The following is a 19819-nucleotide window of genomic DNA, read 5'->3' on the forward strand; positions in this document are numbered from 1 at the left end:
TCTATTTTTCCTTTAGTTTCAGTAGGAAAAAGGTGATTTTTAAGCATGTTTTTGGTATAATAATACCCATGGAAAAGCAAGAAAATGAATAGTAGGTGGAGATGGAAAAGTATTTATCGGTAACAACTTTGACCAAGTATCTGAAAATGAAATTCGATAAAGACCCATACTTGGAACGGGTCTATTTAACTGGTCAAGTTTCCAACTTTCGTAAACGACCTACTCACCAATATTTCTCCCTAAAGGATGACCATGCAGTTATTCAAGCGACCATCTGGTCAGGGATCTATCAGAAATTAGGTTTCGACTTGGAAGAGGGAATGAAAATCAATGTGATTGGGCGTGTGCAGGTCTATGAACCAAGCGGTAGCTACTCTATCATCATTGAAAAAGCTGAGCCTGATGGGGTTGGGGCGCTTGCGATTCAGTTTGAACAACTCAAGAAGAAACTGACAGAAGAAGGTCTGTTTCAAGAGAGATTCAAGCAACCTCTTCCCCAGTTTGCTAAGCGAATCGGTGTGGTAACCAGTCGCAGTGGAGCTGTTATTCGAGATATCATCACAACTGTCAGCAGGCGCTTTCCAGGTGTTGATATCCTTCTCTATCCGACCAAGGTACAAGGTGATGGAGCTGCGGAGGAAATTGCTCGAAATATTGCTCGTGCCAATCAACGTGAGGACCTAGATGTTCTCATCCTTGGTCGTGGTGGGGGTTCCATCGAGGATCTCTGGGCTTTTAACGAAGAGATCGTGGTACGGGCTATTTTTGAATCCCGTTTGCCAATCATTTCTAGTGTGGGGCATGAGACAGATGTGACCTTGGCGGATTTTGTGGCAGATAGACGGGCTGCAACGCCAACAGCTGCAGCTGAACTGGCAACACCTGTAACCAAGTTGGATCTATTAGCTCATTTTCAAAATCAGGAAAAACGGATGGCAACAGCAGTTCAGAATGTCCTGTCAAGAAAAAAAGAAGCTCTGAAAAAATGCAGTCAGTCAGTCATCTTTAGACAGCCAGAGCGCTTGTACGATGGATATTTGCAACGGTTAGATCAACTACAACTGCGATTAAAACAAAGTTTGCGAACACGGATTTCTGATAATAAACAGCTAGTCCAAGCAAGGACGCATCAACTGGTACAATTATCACCTATTACCAAAATCCAGCGTTATCAAGACCGTCTAGGTCAGTTGGACAAGCTCCTACGTAGCCAAATGGCGCTGGTTTATGATGCCAAGGTTGCTGAGGTGAAGCGACTTTCAGAAGCTCTACTGATGTTGGATACCAGTCGAATCGTGGCGCGTGGCTATGCAATTGTCAAAAAAGAAGAGTCCGTAGTCGATTCTGTTGAGATGTTGAATAAAAAAGACCAAGTGACGCTTTTGATGCGAGATGGTCAAGTAGAATTAGAGGTTAAAGATGTCAAAACAAAAGAAATTTGAGGAAAATCTAGCAGAACTAGAGACCATTGTACAAAGTTTGGAAAATGGTGAAATCGCTCTGGAAGATGCGATTGCTGCCTTTCAAAAGGGCATGGTCTTATCAAAAGAGCTCCAAGCGACGCTGGACAAGGCTGAAAAAACCTTGGTCAAGGTCATGCAAGAAGACGGAACAGAAAGTGATTTTGAATGAAGAAGCAAGAAAAATTAGCTCTTGTTGAATCGGCTTTGGAAGATTTTTATGGAGACCAGCAGTTTGCCTCTAGTTTGCGAGAGTCTGTTCTCTATTCCGTTCATGCTGGTGGCAAGCGTATTCGACCTTTTCTCTTGTTAGAAGTTCTGGAAGCCTTGCAGGTCGCTATTAAACCAGCACACGCTCAAGTGGCCGCTGCCTTGGAAATGATTCATACAGGGAGCTTGATTCACGATGACCTTCCAGCTATGGATGACGACGATTACCGTCGGGGACGTCTAACTAATCATAAGAAATTTGGCGAAGCGATGGCAATATTGGCAGGAGATGCCTTGTTCCTAGATCCCTATGCCTTGATCGCCCAGGCAGATTTGCCAAGTCAGATCAAGGTGGACCTGATTGCCAACTTATCCCTTGCTTCAGGGAGTCTAGGTATGGTGGCAGGGCAAGTTTTGGATATGGAAGGCGAACACCAGCATTTGTCCTTGGAAGAACTCCAGACCATTCATGTCAATAAAACTGGAAAATTACTAGCCTATCCCTTCCAAGCAGCTGCTATCATAGCAGAATTAGCGCCTGAAATCCAAGTAAAATTGAAAACTGTAGGTGAATTGATTGGGCTGGCCTTTCAAGTCAGAGATGATGTGCTGGATGTGACAGCTAGTTTTGAGGAAATCGGCAAAACACCACAAAAGGATTTACAAGCTGAAAAATCAACCTATCCTGCCTTGCTGGGCTTGGAAGAGGCGAATGCCTTTTGTAACCAAACTTTGGATCAAGCCGAGGCTAAATTAGAAGAAATTTCCCAGCAAGTCAGCTTTGAAACAGAATCGATTGTGAAAATAGTAGAAAGTTTGAGAATCAATGGCTAAGGAAAGAGTGGATGTACTAGCTTATAAACAGGGTTTGTTTGAAACGCGTGAACAAGCCAAGCGTGGTGTCATGGCTGGTCTAGTCGTAGCAGTCCTTAATGGAGAACGCTTTGACAAACCAGGAGAGAAAATCCCAGATGACACTGAGCTAAAACTCAAGGGTGAAAAACTCAAGTATGTCAGTCGAGGTGGTCTAAAACTAGAGAAGGCCTTGCAGGTCTTTGATTTGTCAGTGGAGGGAGCAACCACGATTGATATTGGGGCTTCCACTGGAGGATTTACTGATGTCATGTTGCAAAATGGTGCTGAGTTGGTCTTTGCAGTTGATGTTGGTACCAATCAGTTGGCTTGGAAATTGCGTCAAGACCCGCGGGTTGTCAGCATGGAGCAGTTTAATTTTCGTTATGCTGAAAAGACTGATTTTGAGCAGGAACCGAGCTTTGCCAGTATTGATGTGAGTTTCATTTCCCTCAGTCTGATTTTGCCTGCCTTGCACCGTGTCTTGGCAGATCAAGGGCAGGTGGTGGCTCTGGTTAAGCCCCAGTTTGAAGCAGGTCGTGAGCAGCTTGGGAAGAATGGAATCATTCGCGATGCCAAGGTTCATCAAACTGTCCTTGAAGCTGTCACTGCTATGGCAGTTGAACAAGGTTTTTCAGTGCTTAGATTAGACTATTCACCAATCCAAGGTGGGCATGGAAACATCGAATTTTTGGCATATTTGAAAAAGGAAGAGGGAGCAAGTAACCAAGTTGCTCCTGAAATAGAAAAAGTTGTAGAGAGAGCACATAGAGAATTTAAAGATGAATAAAAAAGAGAGACTTGAAAAAATTAGAAGATTTGTTACGGATTATCAGATCGGGACTCAGGAAGAAATTGTTGAGTACTTGAGGGAAGCAGGTATTTCTGCCACTCAAGCCACTGTATCAAGGGACATCAAGGAGCTTGGGATTGTTAAAATTCCTTTGAAGAATAACACCTATATCTATGAGTTGCCAAAATCAATTGTTAAGAGTTTGCAGTTGGCTGAGGACAATATTGTGAGTTCTGAGTTAATGGGAAATATGATCAACCTTTCTGTCATTCCTGGAAATACTATTTTTGTGAAGAGTCAGTTGGTTGAAGCATTCTCTGAACAGATTTTTAGCTGTCTAGCTGATGATGATTCTATCTTAATTGTAGCCAGAACAGCAGAGGCAGCTGAGGAAATCGTTGAACAAGTCAAAAAATGGTAGGTCAGTATGTTACTTGAAATTTCGATAAAAAACTTTGCCATTATTGAGGCGATTTCGCTCAATTTTGAAAAGGGTATGACTGTCCTGACTGGTGAAACGGGTGCAGGGAAGTCGATTATCATTGATGCCATGAATATGATGTTGGGAGCTCGAGCAACGACAGACGTTATTCGTCACGGTGCTCCTAAGGCAGAGATTGAGGGACTTTTTTCGGTTGAAAACAGTCGTGTTTTACAGGAACTTTTTGATGAGCAAGGTTTGGAAATGGGTGATGAAATCATCATTCGCCGTGAGATTCTCCAAAACGGACGTAGTATTAGTCGCGTGAATGGCCAGATGGTTAATCTGTCTGTCTTGCGTTCCATTGGGCAACATCTTGTAGATATCCATGGTCAGCATGACCAAGAGGAGTTAATGCGTCCTCAACTGCACATCCAGATGTTGGATGAGTTTGGTGATGCAGCTTTCTTGGAGCTGAAGGAGACTTATCAGACGAGCTTTGATGCCTATCGTAAAAAGCGTAAGCAGGTTCTAGAAGTCAAGAAAAACCAGCAGGAACATAAGGCTCGTATTGAGATGTTGGAATTTCAAATGGCAGAGATTGATGCAGCAAACTTGCAGGCTAGTGAAGACTTGGCTCTCAACCAAGAACGAGATAAACTCCTCAATCATAAAAATATTGCGGATACGCTAACCAATGCCTATAGCATGTTAGACAATGAGGAATTCTCCAGTCTTGCTAATGTCCGTTCAGCAATGAATGACATGGAAAGTGTCGAAGAGTATGACCCTGAATACCGTGAAATTTCAAGTTCTCTATCAGAAACCTACTATGTTTTAGAAGATGTTAGCAAGCGTTTAGAAGATATTATTGAGGACTTGGATTTTGATGGCAATCGCCTCATGCAGGTTGAAAATCGTTTAGACCTTCTGAATACTATTACCCGCAAGTATGGTGGAACTGTAGACGATGTCTTGCTTTATTTTGCCAAGATTACGGATGAGTACAATCTCTTGACGGGTAATAACCTTTCTTCCGAAGACATGGAAGCAGAGCTCAAAAAATTGGAAGTTAATCTTGTCGATTTGGCAGGTCAGCTTGCATCTGCTCGCCATGACTTGGCCCAGCAGCTTGAAGCGGAGATTAAACAAGAACTGCAAGACCTCTATATGGAGAAGGCTCAATTCCAGGTTCGCTTTAGCAAGGGCAAATTTAGTCGTGAGGGGAATGAAATGGTTGAGTTTTACATTTCAACCAACCCAGGTGAAGACTTTAGACCCTTGGTCAAAGTTGCATCTGGTGGGGAGCTATCTCGCCTCATGCTAGCTATTAAATCCGCCTTTTCTCGTAAAGAAGGCAAGACTAGTATTGTCTTTGATGAGGTGGATACGGGAGTTTCAGGTCGTGTGGCCCAAGCCATTGCTCAGAAGATTCATAAGATTGGCCAACATGGTCAGGTTTTAGCTATTTCTCATCTACCACAAGTGATTGCGATTGCGGATTACCAATTCTTTATTGAAAAGATTAGTGACGAACATTCAACTGTTTCGACAGTTCGTCTCTTGACTTTAGAAGAGCGAGTAGAGGAAGTTGCTAAGATGTTAGCAGGAGAGAATGTAACAGAAGCAGCCCTTAGCCAAGCCAGAGAATTATTGCAAAAGAGGGAGAAATAAATGACAGATTATTATGTAATTGGAGATGTCCATGGAAAAGCAGGTATGTTGGAAGACCTTCTCAAAACATGGGATGGTCACACCCAGTTGCTTTTTCTAGGGGATTTGATTGACCGAGGTGAAGATAGTCGCCGTGTTCTAGAAATGGTCAAAGACTTGGTTGACAATCATGGAGCTATCTGTCTATCAGGAAACCACGAGTATATGTTTTTGACTTGGCTCGATGACCCAGAAGAAAGCTATGACCACTATCGTCGAAATGGTGGCGATACAACTATTAACTCTATTCTAGGTCGTCCCTTAGATGCACCTGTGGATGCAGTTGAAGACGCTAAACGTGTTGCGACTGAAGCGGCGGACTTGGTCGAATTCATTCGTCAAATGCCATTTGTAGTAGAGACAGACAAGTATATCTTTGTTCATGCTGGTATTGATTTGACCTTGGATGATTGGCATGAAACCACAGATTACAAGAAAGTCTGGCTCAGAAAACCATTCCACGAAGCCGAAAATCATACTGGAAAAACCATTGTCTTTGGCCATACACCGGTTTATGGTTTGCTAAAGCAAGACCGAGGTACAGCTGAGCTTTGGATAACAGAAGATGGCAAGATTGGCATGGATGGAGGAGCTGTCTATGGTGGTGTCCTTCATGGAATCGTCTTTACTGACCAAGGAATGACAGAACACCACTTTATTGAAAATGATGGCTTTATTGCCGAAGATTAGTACTCCTAGCAGGGTATGGTCTTGTCAAAATGTTAAAAACAATTTATAATTAATAGATACCCTGAAAGGAAGAGCAGCATGAACTTAGAAGAATTAAAGAAACGACAGGAGAAGATTCGAAACTTCTCTATTATCGCCCATATTGACCACGGGAAGTCAACGCTGGCAGACCGCATTTTGGAAAAGACGGAGACGGTTTCTAGTCGTGAAATGCAAGCCCAACTTCTGGATAGTATGGATCTTGAGCGTGAACGTGGGATTACCATTAAACTCAATGCCATCGAGCTCAATTACACTGCAAAAGATGGCGAGACCTATATTTTCCACTTGATTGATACGCCGGGGCACGTGGATTTTACCTATGAAGTGTCGCGTTCGCTAGCGGCCTGTGAAGGAGCGATTTTGGTGGTTGATGCTGCGCAAGGGATTGAAGCTCAAACTCTTGCTAACGTTTATCTAGCCTTGGACAATGATTTGGAAATTCTGCCAGTCATTAACAAGATTGACCTACCAGCAGCCGATCCAGAACGTGTGCGTACAGAGATTGAGGATGTCATCGGACTAGATGCCAGCGAAGCGGTCTTAGCATCAGCCAAAGCTGGTATTGGTATCGAAGAGATTCTTGAGCAAATTGTTGAAAAAGTACCGGCTCCAACTGGTGATGTTTCAGCTCCATTAAAAGCCTTAATTTTTGACTCAGTTTATGATGCCTATCGTGGGGTTATCCTCCAAGTGCGTGTCATGGATGGAGTTGTCAAACCTGGCGATAAGATTCAGCTCATGAGCAATGGTAAGACCTTTGATGTGACTGAGGTCGGAATTTTTACACCGAAAGCAGTTGGTCGTGATTTCCTCGCGACTGGTGACGTTGGTTATATTGCGGCTTCCATCAAGACGGTTCAAGACACTCGTGTGGGTGATACAGTTACCTTGGCAACCAATCCTGCGGAAGAGCCATTACATGGCTACAAGCAAATGAATCCGATGGTCTTTGCAGGACTTTATCCAATTGAGTCAAACAAGTACAATGACCTTCGCGAAGCACTTGAGAAACTGCAGCTCAACGATGCTAGCTTGCAGTTTGAACCAGAAACATCTCAGGCACTTGGATTTGGTTTCCGTTGTGGATTCCTTGGACTCCTCCATATGGATGTTATCCAAGAGCGTTTAGAGCGTGAGTTCAACATTGACCTCATTATGACAGCTCCTTCTGTTATCTATAAGGTTAACCAAACTGACGGTGAGTCTATGGATGTCTCTAACCCATCAGAGTTTCCAGATCCAACTAAGATTGCGACCATTGAAGAGCCTTATGTTAAGGCGCAAATCATGGTACCACAGGAGTTTGTCGGAGCAGTGATGGAATTGGCTCAGCGCAAGCGTGGGGACTTTGTGACCATGGACTATATTGATGATAACCGTGTCAATGTTATCTATCAAATTCCACTTGCTGAAATCGTCTTTGACTTCTTTGATAAGCTCAAGTCTTCAACACGTGGTTATGCAAGTTTTGACTACGAATTGTCAGAGTACCGCCCATCTAAGCTAGTCAAAATGGATATCCTTCTCAATGGAGACAAGGTGGACGCCCTTAGCTTTATCGTTCACAAGGATTTTGCCTACGAACGTGGAAAACTCATCGTTGATAAGCTCAAGAAAATCATCCCTCGTCAACAATTTGAAGTGCCGATTCAAGCAGCTATTGGACACAAGATCGTAGCTCGTACTGATATCAAGGCCCTTCGTAAGAACGTACTTGCTAAGTGTTATGGTGGTGACGTTTCTCGTAAACGCAAACTCCTTGAAAAACAAAAAGCTGGTAAGAAACGCATGAAAGCCATTGGATCAGTAGAAGTCCCACAAGAAGCCTTCCTTAGCGTCTTGAGTATGGATGAAGAATAGAAACAAAACTCTTGAAGATTCTTCAAGAGTTTTTGATTTAAATGTGAGCAATAAAATCGGAAACTAACAGAATAGATTAGGTCAGAATTTGACAGAAGTTCTTATTTTTCTTATAATGCAGATGGAGAGGTGGTAGGATGAAAAAATTATTGATTTTAGGTACTGTAGTTACTGTTAGTGCTTTTTTAGCTTCATGCTCCAATAAGTCGCAAACAGCAACCGAAGAAAGTTCGACTGCGGTTGTTAGTTCTTCTAGCAGTCAGGAAACAAGTAGCTCTAGTTCTGCTGTTTCTGAAGCGAAAAAGGAAGAGACGCAAATCATCGGATCGAATGAGTATGGCTTTGTCAAGGTACCCAAATCATGGGTTCGATTCCATGAAGTAGAAGGTGGAAATGATATACAGTATTGCGATGGAACAGATATCAACATTGTTACGCTGAATACCTTCAAGGCTGATCAGTTCAATATCAGCGAAGAAGAATATGCTAAACTGGATGTTGTGACTGTCTCATCTAGTATTTTAACTTCTAAAGAACAAAGCCCTGATTTCAGTAAGGTTTGGGGCTCCAAATCGACCATTGGAGGTTATGAAGCCTATGTTGTCAATGCAATTGCTAAGTCAGGGAAATACCTCATTACCTGGGTTTTCCGATCAAATGATGGTAAAATCCGCTATGTTTCACTTGAAGGGGATGGGGAAACTTTAAAAACAATCTTACCGATGATTGAAAGTAGCTGGTCAACTACTAAAGCTGAATAAATGAAAAAAAGAAGATCCTTGGTCTTCTTTTTATTTTTTTACGAATAGATAGATGAGTAGAAAAAGAAATGGAGTTGTATATGAAGATCACAAACTATGAGATTTACAAATTGAGAAAAGCTGGGCTGACCAATCAACAGATTCTAACTGTTCTTGAATATGATGAGACTGTAGATCAGGAGCTCTTGCTGGGTGATATTGCAGAAATTTCAGGTTGTCGTAATCCTGCTGTCTTTATGGAACGCTATTTCCAGATAGATGATGCACAGTTGGAGAAGGAGTTTCAGAAATTTCCCTCCTTTTCTATTCTTGATGACTGTTATCCTTGGGATCTGAGTGAGATTTATGATGCTCCAGTGCTCTTGTTTTATAAAGGAAATCTGGACTTGTTAAAGTTTCCGAAAGTTGCTGTTGTAGGGAGCCGTTCATGTTCTAGTCAGGGAGCAAAGTCGGTTCAGAAAGTCATTCAAGGTTTGGAAAACGAGTTAATTGTTGTCAGTGGTTTAGCCAAAGGGATTGATACCGCTGCCCATATGGCTGCACTCCAGAATGGAGGAAGAACGATTGCAGTGATTGGAACAGGATTGGATGTATTTTATCCCCGAGCCAATAAACGTTTGCAGGAACACATTGGCAATCACCATTTGGTACTTAGCGAGTACGGACCTGGTGAGGAACCCTTGAAATTTCACTTTCCAGCTCGTAATCGAATCATAGCAGGACTGTGCCGTGGCGTTATTGTAGCAGAGGCAAGAATGCGTTCAGGGAGTCTCATCACCTGTGAGCGTGCTATGGAGGAAGGGCGTGATGTCTTTGCCATTCCAGGAAACATTTTAGATGGCCATTCAGATGGCTGTCACCACCTGATCCAAGAGGGAGCAAAACTGATTTCCAGTGGTCAAGATGTGCTGGCTGAGTTTGAATTTTAAGGAGAAATTTGTTCACTAAGATAAACTTTTCTTCTATATATAGGAGCTAAGTCTTGACAGTTATGGCAAAATGGTTTACACTTTATAAAGTTTATTACTTTGAAAAGGTGTGATAGTGTGGCTACGGCAACAAAGAAGAAAAAATCAACAGTTAAAAAAAATCTAGTCATCGTGGAGTCGCCTGCTAAGGCGAAAACGATTGAGAAATATCTAGGCAGAAACTACAAGGTTCTAGCCAGTGTCGGGCATATCCGTGATTTGAAAAAATCCAGTATGTCGGTCGACATTGAAAATAACTATGAACCGCAGTATATCAATATCCGAGGAAAAGGTCCTCTCATCAATGACTTGAAAAAAGAAGCCAAAAAGGCCAATAAAGTCTTTCTGGCGAGTGACCCGGACCGTGAAGGAGAAGCAATTTCCTGGCACTTGGCTCACATTCTCAACTTGGACGAGAATGATGCCAACCGTGTAGTCTTTAATGAAATTACTAAGGACGCTGTAAAAAATGCCTTTAAAGAACCTCGCAAGATTGATATGGACTTGGTCGACGCCCAACAAGCTCGTCGAGTTTTAGACCGCTTGGTAGGGTATTCGATTTCGCCAATTTTGTGGAAAAAGGTCAAGAAGGGCTTATCAGCTGGGCGGGTGCAGTCTGTTGCTCTTAAGCTCATCATTGACCGTGAAAATGAAATCAATGCCTTCCAACCGGAAGAATACTGGACAATTGATGGTGTCTTTAAGAAGGGAACCAAGCAATTTCAGGCTTTATTCTATGGTATGAATGGCAAAAAGATGAAATTGACCACCAATGAAGAAGTCAAGGAAGTCTTGTCCCATCTATCGAGTAAAGATTTTACAGTAGACCAGGTAGACAAGAAAGAACGCAAACGCAATGCGCCCCTACCTTATACGACTTCAACCATGCAGATGGATGCGGCTAACAAAATCAATTTCCGTACTCGAAAGACTATGATGGTAGCCCAGCAGCTTTATGAAGGGATTAATATCGGATCAGGTGTGCAAGGTTTGATCACCTATATGCGTACAGACTCGACTCGTATTAGTCCAGTAGCTCAGAACGAAGCGGCAAGCTACATTAACGACCGTTTTGGTAGCAAGTATTCCAAGCATGGTAGCAGGGTCAAGAATGCCTCAGGTGCTCAAGATGCCCACGAAGCCATTCGTCCATCTAGTGTCTTTAATACACCTGAAAGCATCGCTAAGTACTTGGACAAAGACCAGCTCAAACTTTATACCCTTATCTGGAACCGTTTTGTAGCGAGCCAGATGACGGGGGCTATCTTTGATACCATGGCTGTCAAGCTCTCTCAAAATGGAGTTCAGTTCGCAGCAAATGGTAGCCAAGTTAAGTTTGATGGTTATCTTGCTATCTACAACGACTCTGACAAGAACAAGATGTTGCCAGATATGGCTGTTGGAGATGTGGTCAAGCAGGTCAATAGCAAGCCAGAACAACATTTCACTCAACCACCTGCTCGCTATTCGGAAGCGACTCTTATCAAGACCTTGGAAGAAAATGGAGTTGGACGTCCGTCAACCTACGCTCCGACCATTGAAACCATCCAAAAACGTTACTACGTTCGTCTAGCAGCCAAACGTTTTGAACCAACAGAGTTGGGAGAAATTGTTAACAAACTCATCGTTGAATATTTCCCAGACATCGTAAACGTGACCTTCACAGCTGAGATGGAAGGAAAACTGGATGATGTCGAAGTAGGAAAAGAGCAGTGGCAACGTGTTATTGACGCCTTTTACAAACCATTCTCTAAAGAAGTAGCCAAGGCTGAATCTGAAATGGAAAAAATCCAGATTAAGGATGAACCAGCTGGATTTGACTGTGAAGTTTGTGGCAGTCCGATGGTGATTAAGCTCGGTCGTTTTGGTAAATTCTATGCTTGTAGCAATTTCCCAGACTGCCGTCATACACAAGCGATTGTTAAGGAGATTGGTGTCGAGTGTCCAAGCTGTCATCAAGGACAAATCATCGAACGCAAAACCAAGCGTAATCGTATCTTCTATGGTTGCAATCGTTACCCAGAATGCGAATTTACTTCCTGGGATAAACCAATTGGACGTGATTGTCCAAAATGCGGACACTTCCTTGTGGAGAAAAAGGTCCGTGGTGGTGGTAAGCAGGTTGTATGTAGTAATGGCGACTACGAAGAGGAAAAAATTAAATAGAATGCAGAGTCCTGAAAATGAATTTCAGGCTCTTTTTTTGTTGAGGCTTGACAAATTTCCTCCTTGTATGCGAAACTAGAGGAAGAGTAATTTATCTAGGAGAAATCATGCGTATCATTTACCTCAGTATTGGCTTTATTTCACTGGCTTTAGCTGTTATTGGAGTTGTCCTACCACTTTTGCCAACAACGCCCTTTCTTTTGTTAGCGATCGCTTGCTTTTCAAAATCTTCTAAACGTTTTGAAGACTGGCTTTATCATACAAAGCTTTATCAGACCTATGTAGCTGACTTTCGGGAAACCAAGTCAATCGCGCGTGAACGTAAGAAAACAATCATCGTATCTATCTATATCTTGATGGGAATTTCTATTTATTTTGCCCCTCTTTTACTAGTCAAAATCGGTCTGGGAGTCTTGACTATCTTTATCACCTACTATCTCTTTAAAGTCATTCCTGATAAAGATTAGTTTCTGAAATTTGATATTTTCTTTGAAAAAATTGAAAGCATATTTAAAATAATATGATATAATAAATTTAAAGAAAACATCAAGGAGAATCAAATGATTTACGAATTTTGTGCTGAAAATGTGACCTTGCTTGAAAAAGCGATGCAGGCTGGAGCTCGTCGAATCGAACTTTGTGACAATCTAGCAGTAGGAGGAACAACACCTAGCTATGGAGTGACCAAGGTAGCGGTTGAACTGGCAGCTAACTACGACACCACCATCATGACTATGATTCGTCCCCGTGGTGGCGACTTTGTCTATACTGATCTTGAAATAGCAATCATGCTAGAGGATATTCGTTTGACTGCTCAGGCTGGAAGTCAAGGTGTTGTATTTGGTGCTTTAACTGCTGATAAGAAGGTGGATAAAACTAATCTTGAGAAGCTGATTGCCGCATCTAAAGGAATGGAAATTGTCTTTCACATGGCCTTTGATGAATTGAGTGATGAAGACCAGTTGGAAGCCATTGACTGGCTCAGCCAAGCTGGTGTCACTCGTATCTTAACTCGTGCTGGTGTGTCTGGTGACTCGCTAGAGAAACGTTTTGAACACTATCACAGAATTTTGGAACATGCAAAAGGTAAAATTGAAATTTTACCAGGTGGGGGGATTGACTTGGATAACCGTCAAACCTTTATCGATCAGCTGGGTGTGACACAATTGCATGGAACTAAGGTTGTCTTTTAAAAAATAGAAAGGAACTGCTAGCTTTTGGTAGCAGTTTTCACTTATGTTTGAAATTTTTAAATCCTATCAGTTGAATCAAGAAAAAGCCAGTGCTTACGGTTTTATAGAAAATGAGGGAGTCTGGACCTACAGTTTCCAGATCTTGGATGGCGACTTTGTCATGAATGTGTCCATCACAACGGATAATGTGAGCTTTCAAGTTTTTGATCAGGAGACTGGTGACCTTTATCCTCAAGTCCATATGGAAAGCATGAGGGGAAGTTTTGTTGGAAGTGTCCGTGAGGCTTGTTTGGAGATTCTCTATCAGATTCGGAAGGCTTGTTTTGACGTGCAGGATTTTATCTGCCCTCAGACTAAGCGCATCATGGCTCAAGTTCAAGAAAAGCATGGCAATCAGTTGGAATATCTGTGGGAGAAATCTCCTGATACAGCGGTATTACGTCATGAAGACAGTCAAAAGTGGTATGCTGTTTTAATGAGAATTCCTTGGGATAGGCTAGATAAGGGGAGAGAAGGGCTAGTGGAAGCCGTCAACCTCAAACATGACTGCGTTGCTGACTTACTCTCACAAAAGGGTATTTACCCTGCCTTTCATATGAACAAACGCTACTGGATTAGTCTTGCTCTTGATGATAGTTTATCGGATAACGAAGTTCTAGATTTGCTAGAAATCAGTTGGAATTTGACATTGAAAAAGTAAGGAAATTCCCTTGTGTTTTCAAATACTTTTAATTAGCAAAATATTCTTTACTGAAGAAATTTTCAGAAAATATTGGATTTTTTCTTGACAAGAGTTTTTTCCTATGCTAAAATACTTAACAAGATATCAAACGAAGGAGAAAGTCAAACATGAAAACAGCTAAGTTTAATCAATTTGTTTTGTTGTTGAGGTACTCGGGCTAGTGCAAAAGCATTAGTCCTGTTTGGCTTACCAAGCGGGAGTAAATCAACATCTCGCTTGGGCTTCTAAGCGAGATGTTTTTTTTAACCACATTTGGGAAAGGGGAAATCTTATGCGTAAAGTTGAATTTTTTGATACAAGCCTTCGTGATGGGGAACAAACACCTGGTGTTAACTTCTCAATAAAGGAAAAAGTTTCCATTGCAAGGCAGCTGGAGAAATGGGGAATTTCTGTAATTGAAGCTGGTTTTCCGGCTGCTAGTCCTGATTCATTTATAGCCGTTCAAGAAATTGCTAGAGCCATGAAAAAAACAGCAGTGACAGGATTAGCTCGTTCTGTAAAATCTGATATTGATGCTTGTTATGAGGCTCTTAAGGATGCCAAGTATCCACAGATTCATGTCTTTATCGCTACCAGTCCGATTCACCGCAAGTATAAGCTCAATAAGAGCAAGGAAGAGATTTTAGAAGCTATCAAGGAGCATGTTTCTTATGCACGTTCTAAGTTTGAGGTTGTCGAGTTCTCTCCTGAAGATGCGACTAGGACAGAGTTGGATTTCCTCTTACAAGTCGTTCAAACAGCGGTCGATGCAGGTGCATCTTATATCAATATCCCTGACACAGTTGGCTTTACGACTCCAGAAGAGTTTGCACGCATCTTTGATCACTTGACTGAAAATATTAAATCAGATCATAAAGTTGTCTTTGGTGTCCACTGTCACGATGATCTCGGTATGGCAACTGCAAATACTTTGACAGCAATTAAACACGGTGCTGGACGTGTCCAGGGAACTATTAATGGTATCGGTGAACGCGCAGGTAATGTTGCTCTTGAAGAAGTAGCTGTTGCTTTGAAGATTCGTGAGGATTTCTTCCAAGCAACTAGTGATATTGTTTTGGATGAAACAATGAATACGTCAGAAATGGTTTCTCGCTTCTCAGGTATTCCAGTTCCTAAAAACAAGGCTGTCGTTGGTGGAAATGCCTTCTCTCATGAATCGGGTATTCACCAAGACGGAGTTCTTAAAAATCCTCTTACCTATGAAATCATCACCCCTGAATTGGTTGGTGTTAAGAGTAATAGCCTTCCGCTTGGAAAATTGTCAGGTCGCCATGCTTTTGTTGAGAAACTAAGAGAATTGGCTCTAGACTTTACAGAAGAGGATATCAAACCACTCTTTGCTAAGTTCAAGGCGTTAGCGGACAAGAAACAAGAAATCACAGATGCAGATATTCGAGCTCTGGTAGCTGGAACCATGGTTGAAAATCCAGAAGGCTTCCACTTTGATGATTTACAACTTCAAACTCATGCAGATAATGACATTGAAGCACTTGTTAGCCTAGCCAATATGGATGGTGAAAAAGTCGAATTTAATGCAACAGGGCAAGGTTCCGTTGAAGCAATCTTTAACGCTATCGATAAGTTCTTCAACCAATCTGTCCGCTTGGTGTCCTATACTATTGATGCTGTGACAGACGGGATCGATGCCCAGGCTCGGGTATTGGTGACTGTTGAAAACAGAGATACAGAGACCATCTTTAATGCAGCAGGGATTGATTTCGATGTACTGAAGGCTTCAGCTATTGCCTACATCAATGCCAATACCTTTGTTCAAAAGGAGAATGCTGGTGAGATGGGACGAAGCGTTTCCTATCGCGATCTGCCTAACGTGTAAAGGAGAATGCTATGACAAAGAAAATAGTGGCTCTAGCTGGTGATGGAATCGGTCCAGAAATTATGGAAGCTGGTTTGGAGGTTTTGGAGGCTCTATCTGAAAAAACAGGATTTGTCTATGAAATAGACAGACACCCTTTTGGTGGTGCAGGTATTGATGCTATGGGGTATCCCTTACCTGATGAAACCCTCAAGGCAAGTAGGGAAGCAGATGCAATTCTCCTAGCAGCTATTGGTAGTCCTCAGTATGATGGGGCAGCGGTTCGGCCCGAACAAGGCTTGCTGGCTCTCCGTAAGGAACTCAATCTCTACGCCAATATACGACCGGTCAAGATTTTTGAGAGTCTCAAGCACTTATCACCTCTCAAACCTGAACGAATTGCTGGGGTAGACTTTGTCGTGGTGCGTGAGTTGACAGGTGGTATTTACTTTGGAGATCATATTCTAGAAGAGCGCAAAGCGCGTGATATCAACGACTACAGCTATGAGGAAGTAGAGCGGATTCTTCGTAAGGCCTTTGAAATCGCAAGAAGTCGGAGAAAAATCGTTACTAGCATCGATAAGCAAAATGTTCTAGCGACATCAAAACTCTGGCGGAGAGTAGCTGAGGAGGTTGCGCAGGATTTCCCAGATGTAACCCTGGAACACCAGTTGGTGGACTCAGCTGCCATGCTCATGATTACCAATCCTGCCAAGTTTGATGTCATCGTGACAGAAAATCTTTTCGGAGATATTCTCTCGGATGAATCAAGCGTTCTATCTGGCACACTTGGGGTCATGCCATCAGCCAGTCATTCTGAAAATGGTCCAAGCCTTTATGAGCCCATTCACGGTTCAGCACCTGATATTGCAGGTCAAGGAATTGCTAATCCTATTTCCATGATTTTATCAGTGGCCATGATGTTGAGAGATAGCTTTGGACGTTATGAGGATGCGGAGCGTATCGAACATGCAGTGGAAGCCAGTTTGGCAGCAGGCGTTTTAACAGGAGATATAGGAGGACAGGCTTCAACCAAGGAAATGACAGAAGCCATCATTGAAAGATTATGAAGATAAATGAAGGAATCACGCTTACCCTCTTGATTTGGAATTTGCTGGTTTTCTTGATTTATGGCATTGACAAATCCAAGGCAAGAAGAGGTGCTTGGCGCGTCCCAGAGAAAATCTTACTCATTTTAGCCCTTACTTGTGGTGGTTTTGGTGCCTGGTTGGCAGGAATCGCCTTTCACCACAAGACTAGAAAATGGTACTTTAAAACAGTTTGGTTTCTCGGGATGGTGACCACACTAGTAGCCTTATATTTTATTTGGAGGTAATGGATGGCAGGAAAATCGATTTTTGATAAATTATGGGAACGCCATATCATCACAGGAGAAGAGGGGCAACCCCAACTCATGTATGTAGATCAGCACTATATTCACGAGGTGACCAGTCCTCAGGCTTTTCAAGGATTGCGAGATGCAGGACGCAGATTGAGACGACCAGACTTGACATTTGGAACCTTTGACCACAATGTCCCTACGGTCAATATCTACGATATTCGAGATGTTATTTCTAAGGCTCAAATTGATAAGCTTGCTGAAAATGTTGAGGAGTTTGGGATTGAACATGCAGCCCACGGTTCTGAAAAGCAGGGAATCGTTCACATGGTAGGTCCAGAGACAGGACGGACACAACCAGGAAAATTCATCGTTTGTGGAGACAGTCACACAGCTACTCACGGAGCTTTCGGAGCTATCGCCTTTGGGATTGGGACCAGTGAGGTCGAGCATGTCTTTGCTACCCAGACCCTCTGGCAGGTTAAACCCAAGAAAATGTTGGTAGAATTCACTGGTGTTCCTCAAAAAGGAGTTTATTCTAAGGATTACATTCTCGCCTTAATTGCCAAGTATGGCGTTGCTTGTGGTGTAGGATATGTGGTGGAATATCGTGGGCAAGCGATTGATGCACTGACCATGGAAGAGAGAATGACTATCTGCAATATGTCCATCGAGTTTGGTTCTAAGATGGGAATTATGAATCCAGATCAGACCACCTATGACTATCTCAAGGGACGGGAATGCGTCCCCGAAGCTTTTGAGGAGGCGGTTGCTGACTGGAAGACGCTTGTCAGCGATGATGATGCTGTTTATGATAAGGTTATCCGGATGGATGTCTCAGACTTGGCTCCTATGGTGACCTGGGGAACCAATCCTGCTATGGGCGTCGACTTTGACAGTAGCTTCCCAGAAATTAAGGATATGAATGATGAACGAGCTTATCATTACATGAACTTGGTTCCTGGTCAAAAGCCAGAGGATATTGAACTAGGATATATTTTTATCGGGTCTTGTACCAATGCTCGGCTCAGTGACTTGCAACTGGCTGCGCGATTTGTCAAAGGGAAGAAGATTGCTCCCAATCTAACAGCAATCGTAGTACCAGGTTCTCGTCCTGTCAAACGAGCTGCGGAGAAGTTGGGTTTGGATAAGGTCTTCTTAGATGCTGGCTTTGAATGGAGAGACCCAGGTTGTTCTATGTGCCTAGGGATGAATCCAGATAAGGTACCTGATGGTGTTCACTGTGCCTCAACCAGCAACCGTAACTTTGAAGATAGACAGGGATTTGGTGCTAAAACCCATCTCTGCAGTCCAGCCATGGCAGCTGCGGCAGCTATCGCAGGGCGTTTCGTAGATGTTCGGCAAATGCCAGAGGCCCAGTAAGGAGAGGATATGGAGAAATTTACAGTTTATACGGGAACGACAGTTCCTCTCATGAATGATAACATCGACACCGACCAAATCCTCCCCAAGCAGTTTCTCAAGTTAATTGATAAAAAAGGCTTTGGTAAGTATCTCATGTATGCTTGGCGTTATCTGGACGATAACTACACTGAGGATCCAGACTTTGTCTTTAACCGACCTGAATATCGCAAAGCCAGTATTCTCATTTCAGGGGATAACTTTGGTGCGGGGTCTTCGAGGGAACACGCAGCTTGGGCTCTAGCCGACTATGGTTTTAAGGTCGTGATTGCAGGCTCTTTCGGGGACATTCATTACAATAATGAACTCAATAATGGAATGTTGCCCATTGTTCAGCCTAGAGAGGTTAGAGAGAAACTAGCCCAACTACAACCAAGCGATCAGGTAACTGTGAACTTGGAACAACAAAAAATCATCTCACCAGTTGGAGAATTCTCTTTCGAAATTGATAGCGAATGGAAACATAAGCTTTTAAATGGTTTGGATGATATCGGAATTACTTTGCAGTATGAAGACTTGATTGCTGCCTATGAAAAACAACGACCAGCCTACTGGCAGGATTAGAAAAAATAGAAAAGGAACTATAGAATTATGACAAAACACATTCAATGGAACGGAACACTTTCACAAGAAGGCTATGACATTTTAAAAGGGGAGGGCGGTTGCATCGTTTGCCCTACAAAAGTTGGTTACATCATCATGACTAGCGATAAGGCAGGTCTTGAACGCAAGTTTGAAGCCAAAGAGCGTAACCGTAACAAACCCGGAGTTGTTCTTTGTGGTAGCATGGATGAGCTTCGCGCTTTAGCGCAACTCAATCCAGAAATTGAAGCCTTCTACCAAAAACATTGGGATGAAGATATTCTCCTTGGCTGTATCCTTCCATGGAAACCAGAAGCCTTTGAAAAACTCAAAGCATACGGTGATGGCCGTGAAGAACTTATGACTGACGTTCGTGGAACGAGCTGTTTTGTCATCAAGTTTGGTAAAGCTGGTGAACAGTTGGCTGTTAAACTGTGGGAAGAAGGTAAAATGGTCTATGCCTCATCAGCCAACCCATCTGGTAAAGGAAACCGAGGTAAGGTGGAAGGAATCGGAGAACGTATTGAAGGAGCAGTGGACCTTGTCATCGAAGCAGACGACTATGTGGCATCCATCCAACCTGACAAAACGATTGAAACGCGCTATGAGCAAGGTGTGATGGTCTCTATGGTCGATAAAGACGGAAAACTCATCCCAGAACAAGGAGGAGCCCGCTCAATCTCACCAGCTCCAGTTGTGATCCGTAAAGGGCTTGACATTGATAAAATCATGATGCACTTGTCAGATACCTTTAACTCATGGGACTACCGCCAAGGCGAGTATTATTAAGAT

At 42.7% G+C, this 19819-nt stretch carries 20 protein-coding genes; all 20 read left to right on the top strand.

Annotated features, from left to right (window positions below; all coding sequences use genetic code 11):
• The first annotated feature begins 101 nt into the window (after window positions 1-101).
• Window positions 102-1442 (top strand): exodeoxyribonuclease VII large subunit, encoded by a 1341-nt coding sequence (gene xseA / locus ACIY14_RS00755; protein WP_409001185.1) that lies wholly within the window; start codon window positions 102-104, stop codon window positions 1440-1442.
• Entirely contained in the window at window positions 1420-1632 is a 213-nt protein-coding gene (locus ACIY14_RS00760) for an exodeoxyribonuclease VII small subunit (protein ID WP_000043226.1), read from the top strand. Before xseA ends, ACIY14_RS00760 begins: the two co-directional genes overlap by 23 nt.
• A complete protein-coding gene (locus tag ACIY14_RS00765) occupies window positions 1629-2504 on the top strand; it encodes a polyprenyl synthetase family protein (RefSeq protein WP_409001186.1) in 876 nt (291 codons plus the stop codon). The genes ACIY14_RS00760 and ACIY14_RS00765 overlap by 4 nt, the downstream gene beginning before the upstream one ends.
• Window positions 2497-3312 (top strand): TlyA family RNA methyltransferase, encoded by an 816-nt coding sequence (locus tag ACIY14_RS00770; protein WP_409001187.1) that lies wholly within the window; start codon window positions 2497-2499, stop codon window positions 3310-3312. Before ACIY14_RS00765 ends, ACIY14_RS00770 begins: the two co-directional genes overlap by 8 nt.
• On the top strand, window positions 3305-3736 hold the full coding sequence (locus ACIY14_RS00775; RefSeq protein ID WP_001034409.1) for an arginine repressor: 432 nt from the start codon (window positions 3305-3307) through the stop codon (window positions 3734-3736). Before ACIY14_RS00770 ends, ACIY14_RS00775 begins: the two co-directional genes overlap by 8 nt.
• Before the next feature lie 6 nt (window positions 3737-3742).
• Complete coding sequence (recN, locus tag ACIY14_RS00780; protein ID WP_409001188.1) at window positions 3743-5410, top strand: DNA repair protein RecN; 1668 nt, start codon at window positions 3743-3745, stop codon at window positions 5408-5410.
• Complete coding sequence (locus tag ACIY14_RS00785; RefSeq protein WP_409001189.1) at window positions 5411-6139, top strand: metallophosphoesterase family protein; 729 nt, start codon at window positions 5411-5413, stop codon at window positions 6137-6139.
• A gap of 78 nt (window positions 6140-6217) precedes the next feature.
• The gene (gene lepA / locus ACIY14_RS00790) at window positions 6218-8041 is read left to right on the top strand and encodes a translation elongation factor 4 (protein ID WP_001047196.1); all 1824 of its coding nucleotides are present in this window, start codon (window positions 6218-6220) and stop codon (window positions 8039-8041) included.
• Between the two features lie 137 nt (window positions 8042-8178).
• Window positions 8179-8802 (top strand): hypothetical protein, encoded by a 624-nt coding sequence (locus tag ACIY14_RS00795; RefSeq protein WP_409001190.1) that lies wholly within the window; start codon window positions 8179-8181, stop codon window positions 8800-8802.
• 80 nt (window positions 8803-8882) lie between these two features.
• On the top strand, window positions 8883-9731 hold the full coding sequence (gene dprA, locus ACIY14_RS00800; protein ID WP_084921812.1) for a DNA-processing protein DprA: 849 nt from the start codon (window positions 8883-8885) through the stop codon (window positions 9729-9731).
• 117 nt (window positions 9732-9848) lie between these two features.
• Entirely contained in the window at window positions 9849-11936 is a 2088-nt protein-coding gene (topA, locus tag ACIY14_RS00805; RefSeq protein WP_409001191.1) for a type I DNA topoisomerase, read from the top strand.
• Between the two features lie 107 nt (window positions 11937-12043).
• A complete protein-coding gene (locus ACIY14_RS00810) occupies window positions 12044-12403 on the top strand; it encodes a YbaN family protein (protein WP_409001192.1) in 360 nt (119 codons plus the stop codon).
• Window positions 12404-12496: 93 nt separating this feature from the next.
• Window positions 12497-13129 (top strand): copper homeostasis protein CutC, encoded by a 633-nt coding sequence (locus ACIY14_RS00815; RefSeq protein WP_409001193.1) that lies wholly within the window; start codon window positions 12497-12499, stop codon window positions 13127-13129.
• Between the two features lie 43 nt (window positions 13130-13172).
• Window positions 13173-13829 (top strand): MmcQ/YjbR family DNA-binding protein, encoded by a 657-nt coding sequence (locus ACIY14_RS00820; RefSeq protein ID WP_409001194.1) that lies wholly within the window; start codon window positions 13173-13175, stop codon window positions 13827-13829.
• A 313-nt stretch (window positions 13830-14142) separates the two neighbouring features.
• Window positions 14143-15705, top strand: coding sequence for a 2-isopropylmalate synthase (locus tag ACIY14_RS00825; protein WP_409001195.1), 1563 nt, complete (start codon window positions 14143-14145; stop codon window positions 15703-15705).
• 11 nt (window positions 15706-15716) lie between these two features.
• A complete protein-coding gene (gene leuB, locus ACIY14_RS00830) occupies window positions 15717-16754 on the top strand; it encodes a 3-isopropylmalate dehydrogenase (protein WP_409001196.1) in 1038 nt (345 codons plus the stop codon).
• On the top strand, window positions 16751-17020 hold the full coding sequence (locus tag ACIY14_RS00835) for a DUF1294 domain-containing protein (RefSeq protein WP_409001197.1): 270 nt from the start codon (window positions 16751-16753) through the stop codon (window positions 17018-17020). The genes leuB and ACIY14_RS00835 overlap by 4 nt, the downstream gene beginning before the upstream one ends.
• Before the next feature lie 3 nt (window positions 17021-17023).
• Window positions 17024-18406, top strand: coding sequence for a 3-isopropylmalate dehydratase large subunit (leuC, locus tag ACIY14_RS00840; protein ID WP_409001198.1), 1383 nt, complete (start codon window positions 17024-17026; stop codon window positions 18404-18406).
• A gap of 9 nt (window positions 18407-18415) precedes the next feature.
• Entirely contained in the window at window positions 18416-19009 is a 594-nt protein-coding gene (gene leuD, locus ACIY14_RS00845; RefSeq protein ID WP_409001199.1) for a 3-isopropylmalate dehydratase small subunit, read from the top strand.
• 27 nt (window positions 19010-19036) lie between these two features.
• Window positions 19037-19816: an L-threonylcarbamoyladenylate synthase gene (locus ACIY14_RS00850; protein ID WP_409001200.1), complete on the top strand. Its 780-nt coding sequence runs from the start codon at window positions 19037-19039 to the stop codon at window positions 19814-19816.
• Window positions 19817-19819 lie beyond the last annotated feature (3 nt).

Origin of the sequence: Streptococcus sp. ST16 (genome assembly GCF_046098135.1) — a bacterium.
GTDB lineage: Bacteria > Bacillota > Bacilli > Lactobacillales > Streptococcaceae > Streptococcus.